Raw genomic sequence first — 16,731 nt, forward strand, 5'->3', positions numbered from 1 at the left:
CCGCGCCGCTCAGTACTCGTATTCGTAGGACAGCCCGGCGCTCTGCCCATCCGTGCCGGAGCTGCTCTTGAGCTTCAGGCGCGGGGTCAGCTCGATCTCCACCCCGACGCGCGGCTGGCCCGTCGTCGCTCCCGGATCGACGTTCACATAGACGCCGTCCGCCAGATAGCCGCCCGCCTTGACGCCGAGCTCGCCGGAGGAGGTGGAATCCACGCCCAGCCGGTCGAGCCCCAGCCGCTTTGCGATGCGGCCGAAGAAGCCGCCGTCGGAATCGCTGCCCAGCGCCCCGGTCGCGCCGGCCAGGGCCTGGGCGATCTGGGCGATCTGGAAGGGCGAGAGTTCGCTGGTCGAGCGCGCGAAGAGCAGCCGCGCCAGCACCTCGTCCTGCGGCAGTTCCGGGGAGGAGGTGAACTCCACCTTCGGCTCGGTCGGCTTGCCCGAGATCGCGACATTGATGGTGGTGGACTGGACCGTGGTGGAGGCCAGGAAGTCCAGGTCCGGCATCACCCCGCCGCTGAAGGCGAGGCTGCCGCGCGAGAAGCTCAGCCGCCGGTCGATCAGCGTGAAGGTGCCGCGCACCATGTCGAGCGAGCCGGTGATGTTCGGCGCCGAGGCGGTGCCGCCGACCTTGAGGTTGCCCTCCATTTCCGCATCCAGCCCGCGGCCGCGCACATAGAAGCGGCCGGGGATCACCACGTTGATGTCGAGCGCGATCGGCGCCGCCTGCGGATCGGGCTGGCTCGCGGCGGCCTGTGTCGCGGCGGATGCATTCCGGCCGCGCCGGGGCGCCGGGGCGCCGCGCCCGACCTCCCGCACATTGCCCAGGTCCGCCACGCTACCGGGCAGGCCGGTGGGGATGCCGAGCGTGGCCTCGGGGATCTCGATACGCCCCGAGGCGCGCAGCCCGGAGGCGAGCCCGCCATCCAGCAGCAGGTCGGTGTTGAACAGCCCCGTGAACAGGTCGCTCGTCACCGGCTGCAGTCCCTGGCTGGTCAGGGTGATGCGCAGCGGCTGACCCTGCGCGAAGGGCCGCGCCTCGCCCCGGGCGCTCAACGTGCCCTTGGTGCCGTTGGCGGTCAGGCTTTCCAGCACGATGCGGTCGCCCTGCGCCGTGATGCGCGCCGCGATGTTGCGCAGCGCCGCCCCGTATTCGAGGTTGCGGAAGCTGCCATTGCTCAGCGTCGCGCCGCCGCTGAGCTGCGGGGCGGAGACGGTGCCGGCGGCGCGGGCATCGATGGTGAGCTGCCCCGTCGCCCGGTTGGCGCCCGCCGCCAGCAGCGGCGCCGCGATCGTGCCGAGATTGGCGTTGCCGCGCAGGCTGGCCTGGACCGGCGCATTCCCGGTCGCGCCCTGCGGCAGCCGCGCCTCCAGCGTCATCCGGGCGGCGCTGCCGGCGACCAGATTGGCCACCGCCTCGATCGCCTGGCCGCGCATCTTGGCGTTCACGGTCAGGTTGGCGGGCGGCAGGCCGGCGGCATAGGGCGCATCCGCCCGCAGGCCCGTGGCCCGCACCTCGCCATCGATGTTCGGCGCGGCGGTGGCGCCGGTGACGCGGATATCGGCATTCACCGTGCCGGCGAGACGTGGATCGGGCACGAAGAGATTGGCCATGGCCACCGGCAGGTTGGCGATGGTGGCGCGCAGGTCCGCCTGCTGCGGCCCCCATTGCCCGCCCAGGCGCAGCGTGCCGCCCGGCCGGGCGGCCAGCGCCATGTCGCCGATGCGGATGCCGCCATCCTGCCGCAGCGTCACCGTGGCGGGGGCGGTGAGGCGGAGGCCGAGCTGTCCCCGCGTCACGTCCAGCGCGGCGAGGTTTACCGTGCGGTCGGCGCTCACCGCATCGATCCTCGCCCGGGCATTGAGCCGGGCGTCCATGGCGGCGATCTGCGCCTGGAGGTTCAGCGCGTCGAGCGCGCCCTCGGCCCTCACCGTGCCATCGACCGGTGTGCCCGCCGCGGTCAGCCGGTTCAGGCGCAGGTCGGCATTCACCGTCTGCACCCCCCGGCTGTCCGGGGCGCCCCTGGCTTCCAGGTTCAGCCCGCCCGCGAGCGGCATGCCGGCGATGCCGGAGAGCGGCGCGAGGTCGCGGGCCTCCAGCTTCACCTGCCCGTCGAAAAGCAGCTTCGCGATGTCGAAGCTGCCGCCGCCGTTCAGCCGCAGCGGGCCGAGCGCCGCGGCCAGGCGCTCGATGCGCAGGACCTGCTCGTTCAGCTCGGAGGCCGCATCGAGGCTCAGCGGCTGCCCATCCAGCCGGCCGCTCAGCTTCGCGGAACCGGTCGGAGGGGAAAGCCGGGCGAGATCGGCGTCGAGCTGGAGGTTCTCCAGCTTGTGGCCCTGCGCGATCAGCTCGGGGCTGTTCACCTTCGCCTGCACGGTGGGGGCGGCGAGGGTGCCGCCGACATGCAGATCCGCCTGCATCCGCCCGCGCACCGGCTGCCCCGTGGCCTCGGCATTGGCGAGGCGGATCTGCGCCGTCAGGTCCAGCGGGTCCTGGTAGGAGCCGGAGGCGGTGGCGCTCAGCCCCGCGCCGGTCAGCTCCAGATGCTCGATCCGCTTCAGGTCGCCGCGCAGGGTCAGCACGGGCTCCTTGCCGAGCAGGCCCGGGGCCGGTTCCGGCAGGCGCGGGTCGCGCATCACCAGCTTCGCATCCACCGCCGGGTCCTGCTGCGTGCCGGTGACGGTGCCGTCCAGTTCCAGCGCGCCCCAGCCGATGCCGGCCGGCAGCAGCTCGCCCAGCGCCTTCGCATCGCCCATGCGTGCCTTCACCGCGAGGTCGAGCGCGTCGCGGTAACGCCCCGAGGCCTCCAGGTTCAGCCCGGCGCCCGCCACGGTCAGGCGCTCGATGCGCTCGCCATCGCCCTTGAGGTCCATCCGGATGGCATCGCCCACCAGGGTCGGCGGCGCCTGCGGGATGCGCGGCTGGCGCACCACGCCCTGGGCCTCGATGGCCGGGGCGCTGGTGGAGCCGGTGACATGGGCGTTCAGCTCGATGCCGTTCCAGCCCAGCCCCTGCGGCAGCAGGCTGCCCAGCGCCTCGGAATTGCCGAGCGCCGCCTTGAGGGTCAGGTCGCTGTTGTCGCCGACATAGCCGCTGCCTTCCACCCGGCCGGGCGCGGCGGAAACGAGGAAGCTGTTCAGCCGCAGGCCGGAGCCCTCCGGGCGCAGGTCCACGGCGAAGTCGCCGCCGGTCACGGGGGCCGGCAGCAGGCCGGGGGCCTGGACATTGCCCTTGGCCACGAGGCCGAGCCCGCCCGTGGCCGGCAGCGCCAGCGTGCCATCCGCCTGCGCCTTCAGCGCGTCGCCGATGGCGGCGCGGAGCGTCAGGGCGGCGCCTTCGGCCGGGCCGTCCAGGGTGATCCGGGCGCTGCCGGGGGCAGGGGGCAGGCCGAGCAGCCCGGCCACCATGCCGCCCGCGGGCTCGTCATAGCTGACGTTCAGCTTCACCCGCTGCCCGGGGGCCAGGGCGACATCGGCATCCAGCGCGCCGGGCATGTCCAGCCGCCGGGCCTTCACGCCCAGGAAGGCGCCGTCATCGCCCAGCCGCCCGCCCGCCTGCAGGTTCAGCGCCGCCGGCATCCCGGCCACCGCCTGGCCGATCTCCAGCCGCTTCACCTCCAGCGCCTCCAGCGCCAGCCCGACCGGGAGCTGGGGCAGGGACGGGATCAGGCTGCCGCCCTCGCTGGGCTGCGGCTCCGGCGCCGGGGCGGTGCTTTCCGGCAGGCGCTCGAAATCCAGGCGGCCCGCATAGAGGCGGCGGATGCGCACCTCCCGGCGCAGCAGGGCGCCGAGATCCACGTCCAGCACGGCATCCTCGACGGTCAGGTAGGTGCCCTTGGCATCGGCCATGGTGACCCGGTCGATGCGCGGCCCGAAGGGCAGCCCGCCATGCAGCCCCTCGATGGTCAGGCCTGGCACGTACTGCCCCGCCAGCCGGGCGATCGTCGCCTGCCCGGGGGAGGTATTGGCGAAGACCAGCACGCCGCCGACCACGACGACGGGGAGGAGGATCAGGACCAGCAGCAGGATGCCGGCCCATTTCAGCGCGCGCCGCATCAGAAGGCCTGCCCGATGCCGATATAGAGACCATAGCCGGAATCGCCCGGCAGCTTCTTCAGCGGAACGGCCACGTCGGCACGGATCGGGCCGATGGCGGTGGCATAGCGCACGCCGAGGCCGGCGCCGAAGGCAAGGTTGCTGAAGCCGGGCGCGCTGTCCTCCTGCACGCTGCCGCCATCGACAAAGGCGGCCATGCCCCAGGCGCCCGAGATGCGCTGCCGCACCTCCAGATTGGCCTCGACCACAGAAAGGCCGCCGGTCGGCGTGTCGTTGCTGCGGCGCGGGCCGATGCGCTGGAAGTCATAGCCACGCACCGAGCCGCCGCCGCCCGCGTAGAAGCGCATATGCGGCGGCACGTCGAAATAGGAGGAGGTGCCGAGGATGCTACCGACGGAGATTCGCCCTGCCAGGATCGTGCCCTTGTCGCTGGTGAAGTCGTGATAGGCGGTGCCGGTGCCGCGCATCCGCACGAAGGTCTGCCCGCCATTGATGGCATAGATCGGCGAAACCAGCCCGTTCAGCCGCACGCCGCGCGAAGGGTCGAGCAGGCTGTCCGTATCGTCCCAGAAGGCGGTGCCGAGCAGGCCGACGAGCTGGTAGTCGCGCTTGCTCGCGCCATACTCCTTCGTCCTGCCGAACTCGCCGATCACGCCGCCCGACAGGGTCAGGCGCGGATCGGGCTTGGTCTCGATCGACACCGCGCCGGTGATGGCGTCGCGGTCATAGGCGAGCAGCCGCTCGCGGATCGCGGCCGTGTCGATCACCAGCGTCATGTTGCGCCCGAAGATCCAGGGCGAGCGGAGATTGGCGCCCACCCGGGCGTTGAAGCTGTTGCCCGAACTGCTCTGCGAGGTCCGGCCGATCGAGCCCTCCAGCCGCAGCCGCTCGGCGGCGCCGAACAGGTTGCGATGCTCCCAGAACACCGTTGCGGTCGGGCCGTTCCGGGTCTCGTAGGCACCGGTGACGCCCAGGGCGCGGCGCGGCCGCTCGGAAACCAGGAAGGTGACCGGCAGGCGGCCGCTGCCGTCCAGCGCCGTGCCTTCCTGCGCCCGCACCATGCCGAAGACGCCGAGGTCCACGAGGTCCCGCCTGACCCGGGCCAGGGTCTGCGGGTTGTACTCCTTGTCCGTGAGCTGGCTGGCCACGGCGTTCAGCATGCGTGGGCTGACGCGGGTGGCGCCTTCCACATCCGGCGTGGCGAAGCGCGCCTGCGGACCGGACTGGAGGTGATAGACCACGTCCATCAGATGCGTGTCGAAATCGACCGTCACCTCGCGCCGGGGAATCGAGGCGAAGGGATAGCCCGTGTCGCGCAGCGCGGTGACCAGCCGGTCGCCCGCGGCGATCACATCCTCGGCCCGGGCGGGATCGCCCTTGGCGAGACCCGTGACCTCGCCGGCACGGCCCAGGTCGCGGCCGGGCTCCGCCGGCGTGACACGGAGCACGCCGATCCGGAACCGTTCCCCCGGAGCGGCGCCGACGGTCACCTTCACCGGCTCCTTCCGGCCGGCGAGGCGCGCGGCGAGCTGCGGCGTCTCCGGCGGCTGGCCGTCGATCAGCACCTCCGGGCGCCCGGCATAGAAGCCTTCCGCCCGCAGCGCGCGCGTGACCAGCCCCTGTTCCTGGATCGCGCGGGCGACCAGCCCCTCGGCCGAGGTGGGCGCCAGGCTCTGCAGGCGCTTCAGCGCGGAGATGCTGGAGATCGCGGAATCGACCGCGGAATCCCCGCTCGGGCGGAACTCGGTCTCATAGGGGACCGTGACCTCGTCCGCGTCCTGGCTCCCCGGCCCGGCCTCGGCGGACGGCGGGGCTGGCGCGGTGGATGACGGATCGCCGCCCTGGGCCAGCGAGATCTCCGCCGGCATCGCGGCCACGAGGGTGAAAGAGGCAAGCAATGCCGGAAGGCGATGGAGCATCGGCAATGAACGGGCTATCCCCCAAAACTATGAACCCGGAACTCTTTGAGACCCTGACCGGTTGGCGCCGCCATCTGCACGCCAACCCTGCCCCTACCCTGGATGAAGGCCCTACGGCGACGTATGTGGCCGCACGTCTGCGCGAGCTTGGCGTGACCGAGATCGCCGAGGGCATCGGCGGCCACGGGCTGGTCGCCACCCTGCGGCGCGGTGGCGGCAACCGCTCGGTCGGCCTGCGCGCCGACATGGACGCGCTGCCGATCCAGGAGGCCGCGACGGACCTTCCCTGGGCCTCCACACGGCCGGGCGTGATGCATGCCTGCGGCCATGACGGTCACACCGTGGCCCTGCTCGGGGCGGCGGCTCTGCTGCTGGAGGACAAGAGCTGGTCGGGCACGGTCCATCTGGTCTTCCAGCCCGCCGAGGAAGGCGGGGGTGGTGCCCGCTCCATGGTGGCGGACGGTCTCTTCGAGCGTTTCCCCATGGACCGGATCTTCGGCTGGCACAACTGGCCGGGCCTGCCGGTGGGCACCATCGCCGTCCATGACGGCGCGGTCATGGCGGCCGGGCGGCGTTTCGAAATCGTCATCCGGGGCCATGCCGGGCATGCCGCCCTGCCGCATCTGACGCGCGACCCGATCCTCGCCGCCGGACACGCCATCACCGCCGTGCAGTCCATCGTGGCCCGCTCGGTGGACCCGATGAAGACGGCGGTGTGCAGCCTGACCACGATCCACGGCGGCGAGGCCATGAACCAGATCGCGGCCGAGGTCGTGCTGAACGGCACGATCCGCTTCATCGACGACGAGGTCGGCGCGCTGATGATCGAACGGCTGCAGGCCATCGCCGCCGGGCTGGAGGCGAGCTTCGGCGTGCGGGCGGAGGTGCGGGTGCTGTCCGGCGTCGATGCCACGATCAACCATCCGGCGGAGCGCGAGCTGGCCGCCGAGGCCGCCGCCGCCGTGGCGCCGCTGCGCCGGGACGTGGGTCCCGCCATGACGGGGGAGGATTTCAGCGCCTTCCTGCAGAAGGTGCCGGGCGCCTTCGTCTGGATCGGCAACGGCCCCGCCGAGGGCGGCCGGGAGCTGCACAACCCGCACTACGATTTCGACGACCGCGTGCTGCCGGTGGCCAGCGGCTACCTCGCCGAGACGGCGAAGCGGGCGCTGTCGGCCAGGGATGGCTCTTCCGGCGGCTGATCCGGCGGGGCGGGATACTCGATCGGGGCGGCCAAGCCCGTCATCTGGCGGGCTTGGCCGGGTTTTCCCCTATGGCGTCACGATATTGAACCAGAACGGAAACGAATCGAGGCTGGAGACGAGGTCGTTCAGCTTCGCCCGGTTTCCGGAAAGCTTCACGCCACCGGACTGGAGCGCGTCGTCCAGCGAGACTTTCTGCAGGATGATATCGTTCAACGTGCCGCGGCTGAGGGTCAGCGAGGCATCGGCCCCATCGACATTCCTGCCTTCCGTGTGATTGAGCACACCATTTTCGAGCTGCACGAAATACTTCTCGTTCGTATCGGAAAAGTCGAAATTGAGTTTCGCCTGCTTGTTTGCCGCCTTCTCGGCATTCAGGCGGACACCGAGATAATCGAAGAACAGATTGAGATTCATCGCGCGGATCGTGTCGGGGCTGGCCGTGTTCGGGGTCGGCAATTCGGCCACGCCCTTGCGGAGTTCCTGCGCCCCGGTCAGGTAGAAGTTGCGCCACGGACCGGCCTCGGACTGGTAGCCGAGCTGCTCCAGCGCATCCGCTTCGAGATCCTTGGCCGCCTGGTTCTTGGGGTCCGCGAACACGGCGTGATGCACCACCTGGGCGACCCAGCGATAATCGCCGGCCGCGTAGGACTTCCTGGCTTTTTCGAGCAGAGCATCGGCGCCGCCCATGAACTCGACATACTTCTTGCTCGCCTCCACCGGAGGAAGTTCGTGCAGGGTCGCCGGATTGCCGTCGAACCAGCCGAGGTAAAGCACATAAGTCGCGGCGACGTCGTGGTAGATCGATCCGTAGTAGCCACGATTGGCCCAGAAATGGCCCAGGCTGTCGGGCAGCTTGAAGCTCTCCGCGATCTCCCGCATGGTCATGCCGTGATTGACCATCCGCAGCGTCTCGTCATTGATGTAGCGGTAGAGATCACGCTGCTTCTCAAGAAGTTCCTTGATGTTGCCGTTGCCCCAGGTCGGCCAGTGATGCTGGGCAAACAGCACTTCGGCCTTGTCGCCCCACATGGTGAGCGCCTGATTGAGGTATTTGGACCAGGGCAGCGGTTCGCGGATCTTGGCGCCGCGCAGCGAGTAGGTGTTGTGAAGCGTATGGGTCGCGTCCTCGGCCGCCTCCATCGCCTTCTTCTCTTCGATGAACCACAACATCTCGGAAGGCGCTTCGGAACCCGGCGCCATCAGGAACTCATAGGTCAGGCCGTCGATCACCTCTTTCTGGCCGGTCCTGGTAATGGTGTTGGTCGGCGGGATCAGCGTCACCGTGCCGGCGGAGGTCGTCGTCCCGAGGCCGGCGCCGACCTGGCCCTTGGGATCCGCCGGCAGGAGATTGCCATACATGTAGCTGGCACGCCTGCTCATCGCGTTGCCGGCCATGACATTCTCGGCGACCGCGGCTTCGAGGAAGCCTTCGGGAGCGTAGACCTTCACTTTCCCGGCGCTGACATCCTGCTCGGAAACGACCCCCCTGACGCCGCCATAGTGATCGACGTGGCTATGGGTATAGATCACCGCCTTGACCGGCTTCTGGCCCCGGTTCTTGAAATACAGGTCCATCCCGGCCTTCGCCGTCTCCTCGGAGACGAGCGGGTCGATCACGGTGATCCCCTCGGCGCCCTCGATGATCGTCATGTTCGACAGATCGAGATTGCGGATCTGGTAGATGCCGCTGGCGACTTCGAAGAGGCCGGAAATATTGATCAGCTGCGCATTGCGCCACAGGCTGGGATTCACGGTGTCCGGTGCCGCGACGCCTTCCTTGATGAAGGCGTATTTGCCGGGATTCCAGATGACGTTTCCGCCCTGGCCCTTGATGACCTCGCCGGGCAGTGCGGCGATGAAGCCGCGATGGGCATTCTGGAAATCTGTTGTATCCTGGAAGGGCAATTCGCGCAGGAGCGCCGCATTGGCCTGCTTGGTGGCTTCGGTCGCGTTGTTTCGGACATCCCGATCCTGAGCCAGAGCCGGGAGAAGAGCGCCCGCTGCCGCCAAGGCGACAGCGGACAGGCCCGCGAACAGATATCTTCTCGACACCGCATTTCCTCCGAGCACTGGTGATAGGCCGGGGATCTTTTTTCGCCCGTTACAGGCGGGTGCGCGATTTTGGCTTTGTTCAGCAGGCAAAGATCCCGGAAACGCAACAATCCGATCCTGTGCCCGATCCATCTCCCGGCACAAGCTTCGGGCAGGGGCTCCCCGGCCGGCAGTACAGAACCGTCAAATAACCCGATCCGGAAAAGAGCCCGCAAAACCCGGGGCTTATGGACGGGCCTCGTGCGGGGAGGAGGCTTCCCGGCCACGCGCAGATGTGATGCCGCGCTGATCCCAGGCGGAGAGGCCAGCGTCGTCGGAGCATTTCCACCGGACGGAAGAACTTCTTTCCCAAACCCTTATGGCATGGGCCAGCCTGCTGCCCGGGGCGCGACGGTCATCGAGTTTCCCACGCCATGCTCCTGGTCGGGCTTGTGCGGCATCGGGTACCCCATCAACGGCCCGAGGAACACCGCCGCGCCGCCAGCCGATATGGCAGGGCCTGTGCGGGATCTTCCCTGGCCTCGCCGCGCTCTTCGCGCTCCGTCGATCGTCAGGCCAGCCTTTCCCGCAGCCAGCGCCCGGCTTCCTCCACCGCCTCGCCGGCGGCGCCGACCCGGCCCTGGGCACGCAGGAAGCCGTGCACCGTGCCGGGGAACAGGCGCGACAGCACCTCGACCCCGGCTTCCCGCATCCGCCCGGCCATGGCGAGGCTGTCGTCGCGCAGCACATCCAGCTCCGCGACCTGCAACAGGGCCGGAGGCAGGCCGCGAAGATCGGCGAGGAGCGGCGAGGCGAGGGGGCTCATCCGCGCCTCCTCCTCCGGCGCGTAGAGACGCCAGAACAGCGCCATCCTGTCCCGCGTCAGGCCGAACCCCTCGGCGAATTCGCGCTGGCTCTCCGTGTCGCAACGGGCATCGTAGCAGCCATAGGCGAGCAGCAGCCCGCGCAGCGCCAGCCCCGGATCGGTCTCCCGCAGCAGCAGCGCGGCCCCGAGGGCCAGGTTGGCCCCGGCCGAATCGCCGCCCAGCACGATCCGCGCCGGGTCCAGCCCCAGCGAGGCACCCTGGGCTGCCACATGGCGCACCACCCCGGCCACCTGTTCCAGCGCGACGGGAAAAGCGGCTTCGGGCGACAGGGAATAGTCCGGCGCCAGTACGGCGCAGCCGGCGGCATGGGCATAGGCGCGGAACAGGCGGTCATGCGTATCGACGCTGTTCCAGACCCAGCCGCCGCCATGCAGGTTCACCATCACCGGCAGGACACCCCCATGCCCGCCCTCCACATGCGGGCGGTGCAGGCGGCAGGACAGCGTTCCGCCGGGCAGTTCCAGCCGGAGGTCGCGGCTTTCCGCCATGGCATGGCCCCCGGCCGCGAGCGGCAGGTTCAGCGCCTCGGTGCGCGCCCGCCCGGCGGCGAGGTGGCGTGCCGTGTCCCGGATGATGTCCGGGATCGGATCGGGCAGGGCGGCGGCCTCCATCGCGCGGGTGAAGCGCAGCATCTCCGGGTCCCAGCGCGAATCCTGCGGCATCGGCACGGCCTCTCCTCTCGTGCTCCCGCCGATGGGCATTGCCATTGGGCATTGACGCGGAAGCCCGAAAGCAAGATTGCCGCATCGCCTGGAAATCACCACCCTGAGGCGGCGATGACCCCTTTCCATTCCCCCAGCCTCCGGCCCGGTTTCCGGGCCGCCTCGCTCTTCGCGCCCAGGCGCGTGGCCTTCCTGGGCGATCCCGCCCTGCCGGAAACCGCCATCCTGGCGCGCAACCTGGTGGCCGGGCAGTTCAAGGGCGTGCTGCACACGATCGGCTTCCACTGGGACGGGCTGGACGAAGCGCCGAGCCTCGATGCCCTGGAAGAAGCGCCGGATCTCGCCGTGATCTCCCTGCCGCCGGAGGCGCAGCCCGCCGCCTTCGCAGCCCTGGCCGCGCGGGGCTGCCACGCGGCGGTGGTGCCGGTCGCCTCCCCCGATCTCGCCGCCCTCGCGCGCGGCAGCGGCGTGCGGGCGCTGGGGCAGCGCTCCTTCGGGCTGGCGGTGCCGCCGCTGGGCCTGAACGCCACGCTGTCGCATCTCGTGCCCCGGCCAGGGAAGCTGGCGCTGCTCTGCCAGTCCTCGGCCCTGGCCCGGGCGATCCTGGACTATGCCGAGGCGCAGGGCTTCGGCTTCAGCCTGATCGCGGGCATCGGCGGCAATGCGGATTACGGCTTCGCCGGCGCGCTGGACTGGCTGGCGCGCGACGCGGCCACCAATGCCGTGCTGCTGGACCTGCGGCGGATCAAGAACCGGCGGCAGTTCATCTCCGCCGCCCGCGCCACGGCGCGCACCCGTCCCGTGGTGGCGATCCGCCCCGGCAGCGCCGCGCGGGAGGCGCTGGGCGGGGCGGATGCGGTGATGGAGGCGGCGCTGCGCCGCGCCGGAGTGCTGCGCGTGGCGGACCTGGCGGAGCTCCTCGCCGCCGCCGAGACGCTGTCGCGCGTCCGGGTCTCCTCGCTGCGCAGCGGGGCGGAAGCGGACCGGATCGCCGTGGTGTCCAACGGCCTCGCCACGGGCCAGATGGCCACGGATTCCGCCCTGCGCCGCGGCGGCCGGCTCGCGGAGATCCCCGAGGCTGCCTGGCCGATGCTCCATCTGTCCCTGCCGCCGCGCTGGCATGGCGGCAACCCGCTGGTCCTGCCGCATGGCGAGGGCCACCGGCTGGCGGAGGTGGCGGCGATGATCGCCGCGCTGCCGGAAGTGGGCTCGGTGGTGGCGATCCATTCGCCGAACCCGGAAGAGGACAGCGACGCCGTGGCCGCCGCCATGGCCGGGCTCAGCGGCATCCGGGGCGCGCCCATCCTGGTGGGCTGGCTCGGGCAGGCGACTGGCAGCCCGCAGCGCTCCTTCCTCGCCAGGTCCGGCATCGCCGTCTTCCCCACCCCGGAGCGGGCGGTGCGGGGCGCGCTGCATCTGGCGCAGGACCGGCGCAACCGCGATGCCGCGGCGGAGCTGCCGCCGCGCGACGTGCCCGACTTCGCACCCGACCGCGCGGCGGTGCGCCGGCTGCTGGACACGGTGCGCGCCCGGGGCAGGCTGGCGCTGAACGAGGCCGAGGCGCTGAGCGTCTTCGACGCCTATGGCGTGCCGACCATCGCGCGCCGCGTGGTCGCCGGCCCGGCCGAGGCGGGCAAGGCGGCCATGGAACTCGGCTTCCCGGTGGTGCTGAAGCTGCTGAGCGCCGAACTGCCGCGCAAGACGGAGATCGGCGGCGTCGCGGTCGGGCTGCGCGACGTGAAGAGCGTGCGCGCCGCGGGCCTCGCCATGCTGACGCGCGCGGCGCAGGAACGGCCGGATTGCCGCATCGACGGGCTGCTGGTGGAGCGGCAGGCGCAGCCGGGCGCGGAGCTGCGCCTGCGCCTGGGCGACGAGGTGATGTTCGGTCCCTGGATCGGCTTCGGCGCCGGCGGCACCACCGCCGACCTGCAGGCCGACGAGGCGGTGGACCTGCCGCCGCTGAACCGCGTCCTGGCCACGGCGCTGATCGGCCGCACGCGGATCTCGCGCCGCCTGCATGGCTGGCGGGACCAGGAGGCCGTGAAGGTCGAGGCGGTGTCCGACGCGCTGGTGCGGCTCTCGGCCCTGGTGGTGGACTTCCCCGAGATCAAGGAAGCCACCATCAACCCGCTGATCGCCTCGGCCATGGGCGTGATCGCGGTGGATGCCGACCTGCGCCTGCGCGCGGAGGGCGAGGCCGCGATGCTGGCCATCCCGCCCTATCCGGCCGAGCTGGCGGAAGCCTGGACAGCACCGGACGGCCGCCGGCTGATGGTACGCCCGATCCGCCCCGAGGATGCGGCTGCCCATGCGGAGGCCTTCCGCAACATGGACCCGGACGACATCCGCTGGCGCTTCTTCGGCTCCATGCGCGAGCTGCCGCGCGCCCAGATCGCCCGCATGACGCAGATCGACTACGACCGCGAGATGGCCTTCGTCGCCATCGAGACGGGCGAGGACGGGGTGGACCGGATCGTCGGCGTCTCGCGGCTGACGCGGGAGGGTCAGGGCAACGGCGCCGAGTTCGCCGTCGTGGTGCTGCCGCGCTGGAAGGGCAAGGGGCTGGGCCGCCACCTGATGCGGCGTGTGCTGGACTGGGGCCAGGAAACCGGCATCCGCCGCGTGGTGGGCCAGGTTCTGGCGGACAACACGCCGATGCAGGCCTTCGTGGCCAAGCTCGGCTTCCACCTGCACCGGCTGGAGGACGATGTCCTGGAGGCGAGCCTCGATCTCTGAGGAGTGCGGGGGCTGGCACGGCGCCGCCCCCGCGAGTTTCAGTCGTTGCGCGAGTGGCTCTGGATCAGCTCCCGCACGCGGGATGCCGCGCTGGCGCCCTTGAGCGCGTCGCGCCACACCGATTCCGCCACGCGCTGATGGATGGACACCGCCTCGTCCGCCCCGGTGATCATGCCGACGCCGACGGCATTGAAGGGCGAGACATCGGGCGCGAAGGGGTTGGCGCAAAGATGCGCGCGCTCGCGGTCCCGGAAGACCACGAAGGTGCCGGCCGGATCGCCACCGGGCAGCAGGCCGAGCTGCAGGCCCATCGGCTCGCTCTCCATCAGCTCCGCGATGCGCTCCACCTCGGCGCGCGCCGCCGCGCGGCAGCGGTTCCGGACGCGGTCGGACAGCGGCATGGCGCCGGCCACGCCATCCTCCAGCAGCCGGCGCAGGGCGCCTTCGCCCAGCATGGCGATGATCGAGGGCCGGCGCTGGGCATAGAGGCGCTTGCGCGTGGCGAGCTGGCTCAGCGCCTGTTCCGCCGTGGTGCGCGCCTGCATCCGCTCCGGCGAGGCATCGGCGATCTCCGCCAGGGCCTCGGCCAGCGCCCCCTCCAGCGCGTCCGAGGACACCTGCACGCAGAGCGCCCCGCCCACCTGCAGCAACTGGTCGGCCTGCTCCTCGATCTGGCGCAGGCGCTCCGTGAGCGCGAGTGGTCGGGAGAAATATTCGACACCGATTCCCAGCAGGGACAGTGGCGAGATCTTCAGCAGCTCCGCGAGGCGCCGGATCGTGTCCAGCTTGATGACCTCGCCTTTCTCATAGCGATAGAGCGCTGCACGGGACACGCCCAGGCGCGCCGCGATCTCCTCGGCCCGGAGACCCGATTCGAGCCTGTAGGCGCGTAATTGCTGCCCGATATCGGCAAACCGCATGCAACCCCTCGTGTTTTAAGCGTGTTGGCCTCCGGTCGGTCGAGCCCCATAACCGAACCGAAGCATTTCTCGCAAAATGCGGCGGCACAGGAAGCGTATCAACAGGAATCTACATTTTTTGATGCGTCGCAACGATCATCGCCTTGGGCCACGGCGTGCAAATCGTCTTTCTGCTTCTTCCCACCATCTTTAATGGACGTGCCCTAGGCAGGCGAACTGCCGTGGCCGCGTCGAAACCGCCAACCCCCGAAACCCGCGGGATGCCAGCTTCCACGGCATCCGCCCCTCTCCGGCGCACCCGATTCGACAGGCGGTCCTGTCCTCGGGCGCCGTGGATGGCCCCGGGTTCCCGGCCAATGGCCCCGGCACGAGGCGCGCGCCTTTCCCTTCGTATTTTCCATCGTATTTCCCTCCGGGCCGATCCGGCCTAGAGCGGAAGCGCGCGGACGGACCGGTCCGGCCCGTATCCGGGCCGGGCGCCACGGCGGGACCCCGTCCCGGGACACGACCCGCACCCGAAATCCTTGGACGCCGAGAACATGGCACGAACCCCGGAGACGCCGGACGAATCCTTCCGGCCGGCCCAGATGATCGGCGCCCTCGCCCTGCTGGCGCTGCTGGTCGGCTGCCTGCTGGTGGTCCGCCCCTTCCTGTCCGCGCTGCTCTGGGCGGCGATCCTGAGCTACTCAACTTGGCCCGCCTACCGGCTGCTGCGGGAAAGGCTGGGGCTTTCCGCCAACCTCGCCGCGGCCGCCATGGTCTGCGCGATGTTCCTGGTGCTGGGCCTGCCGCTGCTCTTCGCCGCGCCCACCAGCGGGGCGGATGTGGAGAACCTGCGCCAGATGGTGCGCCGGGTCACGGATGGCGGCCTGCCCAGCCTGTCCGGCCTGGTCGGCTCCATCCCCGTGCTGGGCCCTTGGCTGCAAAGCTACGTGGAGCGCCTGGGCATGGACCTTTCGGGACTGTTCCAGACGCTGCAGCCCTATATCGGCGGCGTCGCGCAGCTCCTGCTCTCCGGCGTGCTGGGCATCCTGTCCGGGCTGGCGGAGCTGCTGATCGCGATCCTGCTGGCCTTCTTCTTCTTCCGGGACGGCGCGACGCTGGCGGATGCGGTGCAGCGCATGGCGCAGCGGATCGCCGGCGAGCGCGGGCGGCACCTGGTCCTCCTGGCCGGGAACGTGACCCAGGGCGTGGTCTACGGGCTGCTGGGCACGGCGGTGGTGCAGGGGGTGATGACCGGCTTCGGCCTCTGGATCCTGGGCGTGCCACAGCCGGTGCTGCTCGGCGTCGTGGCCGGCTGCATCTCGATCCTGCCGGTCGGCGCGCCGGTCGTGTGGATCCCGGCGGCGATCTGGCTCTTCGCCGAGGGGCGCCTCTGGGCCGGCCTCGGCATGCTGCTCTATGGCGCGGGCGGGATCTCCTCGGTGGACAATTTCATCCGCCCCTGGCTCATCGCACGTGGCGCCGACCTGCCGCTGTTGCTGACCCTGCTCGGGGCACTGGGCGGCGCCTTCGCCTTCGGCCTGCTGGGGCTCTTCCTGGGCCCCGTGCTGCTGGCCGTGGGCTTCACCATCCTGAAGGAATGGCTCGGCCAGCCAGTGGCAGGGGTGGACCAGAGCGGATCGCCGTAGGGCGTAGCCCGGAGGCGTGAATCCGCTCTGCAAGGCCCGCGGATCGCCGTAGGGCGTAGCCCGGAGGCGTGAATCCGCGCCGGCTGCCTCAGCGGAAGGGAACGGCGGCAACCACGTTGTAGGGCGAGCCGTCCACCAGCTTGGTGGACCAGGCGAGATAGACGACCACGCCCTGTTCCTCGTCGATGAAGCGGTGCACCCGCGTCTCCTTGAAGAACAGGCTGGTGTTGCTCTCGAAGACCTTCTCGCCACGGTCGCCGCGCCTGGCCTGGTCGGTCACCTGCACCGGCCCGGTCGCGACGCAGTTCAGGCCGAAGCGCGCCGGGTCCTCCGCCAGCCCGACCATGCCGGACACGCCGCCCGTGCGCGCCTGGCTGATGTAGCAGGCCACGCCGGACACATCCGGGTCGTTGAAGCGTTCCACCACCACGCGGTGGGAGCGGGTGAGGCCGAGATTGGTGACGGCGGTGTTCACATAGCCGATCTGCTTGGTCTCGTCGGCCGAGGCAGGCAAAGCGAGGCAGGTGCCGAGCAGGGCGGCGAGGGCGATGCGGTGGGGACGGCTCATGGGCGGGGCTCCGGTTCCGGGCAGACCTCCGACGTGAATGCCGGGACGGAAGCCCCGGCACCAGAGGGTGCTGCCCAACGGCCGGGGGCCGGCCCGGTTGCACGGCGCGCCGTGGCGGAGAC

At 70.7% G+C, this 16,731-nt stretch carries 9 protein-coding genes; 3 read left to right on the forward strand and 6 right to left on the reverse strand.

Going from position 1 to position 16,731, the window contains the following annotated elements; genetic code table 11:
* Positions 1-9: 9 nt before the first annotated feature.
* Positions 10-4,053 (reverse strand): translocation/assembly module TamB domain-containing protein, encoded by a 4,044-nt coding sequence (locus RGI145_RS08040; RefSeq protein WP_075797938.1) that lies wholly within the window; start codon positions 4,051-4,053, stop codon positions 10-12.
* Positions 4,053-5,972 carry an autotransporter assembly complex protein TamA gene (locus RGI145_RS08045; RefSeq protein WP_075797939.1) on the reverse strand — a complete coding sequence of 640 codons (1,920 nt, stop codon included), beginning with the start codon at positions 5,970-5,972 and terminating at the stop codon, positions 4,053-4,055. Before RGI145_RS08045 ends, RGI145_RS08040 begins: the two co-directional genes overlap by 1 nt.
* A 29-nt stretch (positions 5,973-6,001) precedes the next feature.
* On the opposite strand from RGI145_RS08045, the gene RGI145_RS08050 reads away from it, so the two are divergent.
* On the forward strand, positions 6,002-7,171 hold the full coding sequence (locus RGI145_RS08050) for an amidohydrolase (RefSeq protein ID WP_075797940.1): 1,170 nt from the start codon (positions 6,002-6,004) through the stop codon (positions 7,169-7,171).
* Between the two features lie 69 nt (positions 7,172-7,240).
* Here the strand turns inward: RGI145_RS08050 and RGI145_RS08055 are convergent, their stop codons facing one another.
* Positions 7,241-9,226 (reverse strand): alkyl/aryl-sulfatase, encoded by a 1,986-nt coding sequence (locus RGI145_RS08055; protein WP_208863948.1) that lies wholly within the window; start codon positions 9,224-9,226, stop codon positions 7,241-7,243.
* Between the two features lie 550 nt (positions 9,227-9,776).
* On the reverse strand, positions 9,777-10,754 hold the full coding sequence (locus tag RGI145_RS08060; protein WP_075797942.1) for an alpha/beta hydrolase: 978 nt from the start codon (positions 10,752-10,754) through the stop codon (positions 9,777-9,779).
* A gap of 114 nt (positions 10,755-10,868) precedes the next feature.
* Between RGI145_RS08060 and RGI145_RS08065 the strand changes: the two genes are divergently transcribed.
* Positions 10,869-13,490 carry a bifunctional acetate--CoA ligase family protein/GNAT family N-acetyltransferase gene (locus RGI145_RS08065; protein ID WP_075797943.1) on the forward strand — a complete coding sequence of 874 codons (2,622 nt, stop codon included), beginning with the start codon at positions 10,869-10,871 and terminating at the stop codon, positions 13,488-13,490.
* Between the two features lie 38 nt (positions 13,491-13,528).
* On the opposite strand, the gene RGI145_RS08070 is transcribed toward RGI145_RS08065, so the two are convergent.
* Positions 13,529-14,410: a helix-turn-helix domain-containing protein gene (locus RGI145_RS08070; RefSeq protein WP_027280921.1), complete on the reverse strand. Its 882-nt coding sequence runs from the start codon at positions 14,408-14,410 to the stop codon at positions 13,529-13,531.
* Positions 14,411-14,949: 539 nt separating this feature from the next.
* Between RGI145_RS08070 and RGI145_RS08075 the strand changes: the two genes are divergently transcribed.
* Entirely contained in the window at positions 14,950-16,041 is a 1,092-nt protein-coding gene (locus RGI145_RS08075) for an AI-2E family transporter (RefSeq protein ID WP_075799938.1), read from the forward strand.
* 88 nt (positions 16,042-16,129) lie between these two features.
* Here the strand turns inward: RGI145_RS08075 and RGI145_RS08080 are convergent, their stop codons facing one another.
* Positions 16,130-16,609 (reverse strand): CreA family protein, encoded by a 480-nt coding sequence (locus RGI145_RS08080; protein ID WP_027280922.1) that lies wholly within the window; start codon positions 16,607-16,609, stop codon positions 16,130-16,132.
* Positions 16,610-16,731 lie beyond the last annotated feature (122 nt).

Origin of the sequence: Roseomonas gilardii, from assembly GCF_001941945.1 — a bacterium.
Lineage (GTDB): Bacteria > Pseudomonadota > Alphaproteobacteria > Acetobacterales > Acetobacteraceae > Roseomonas.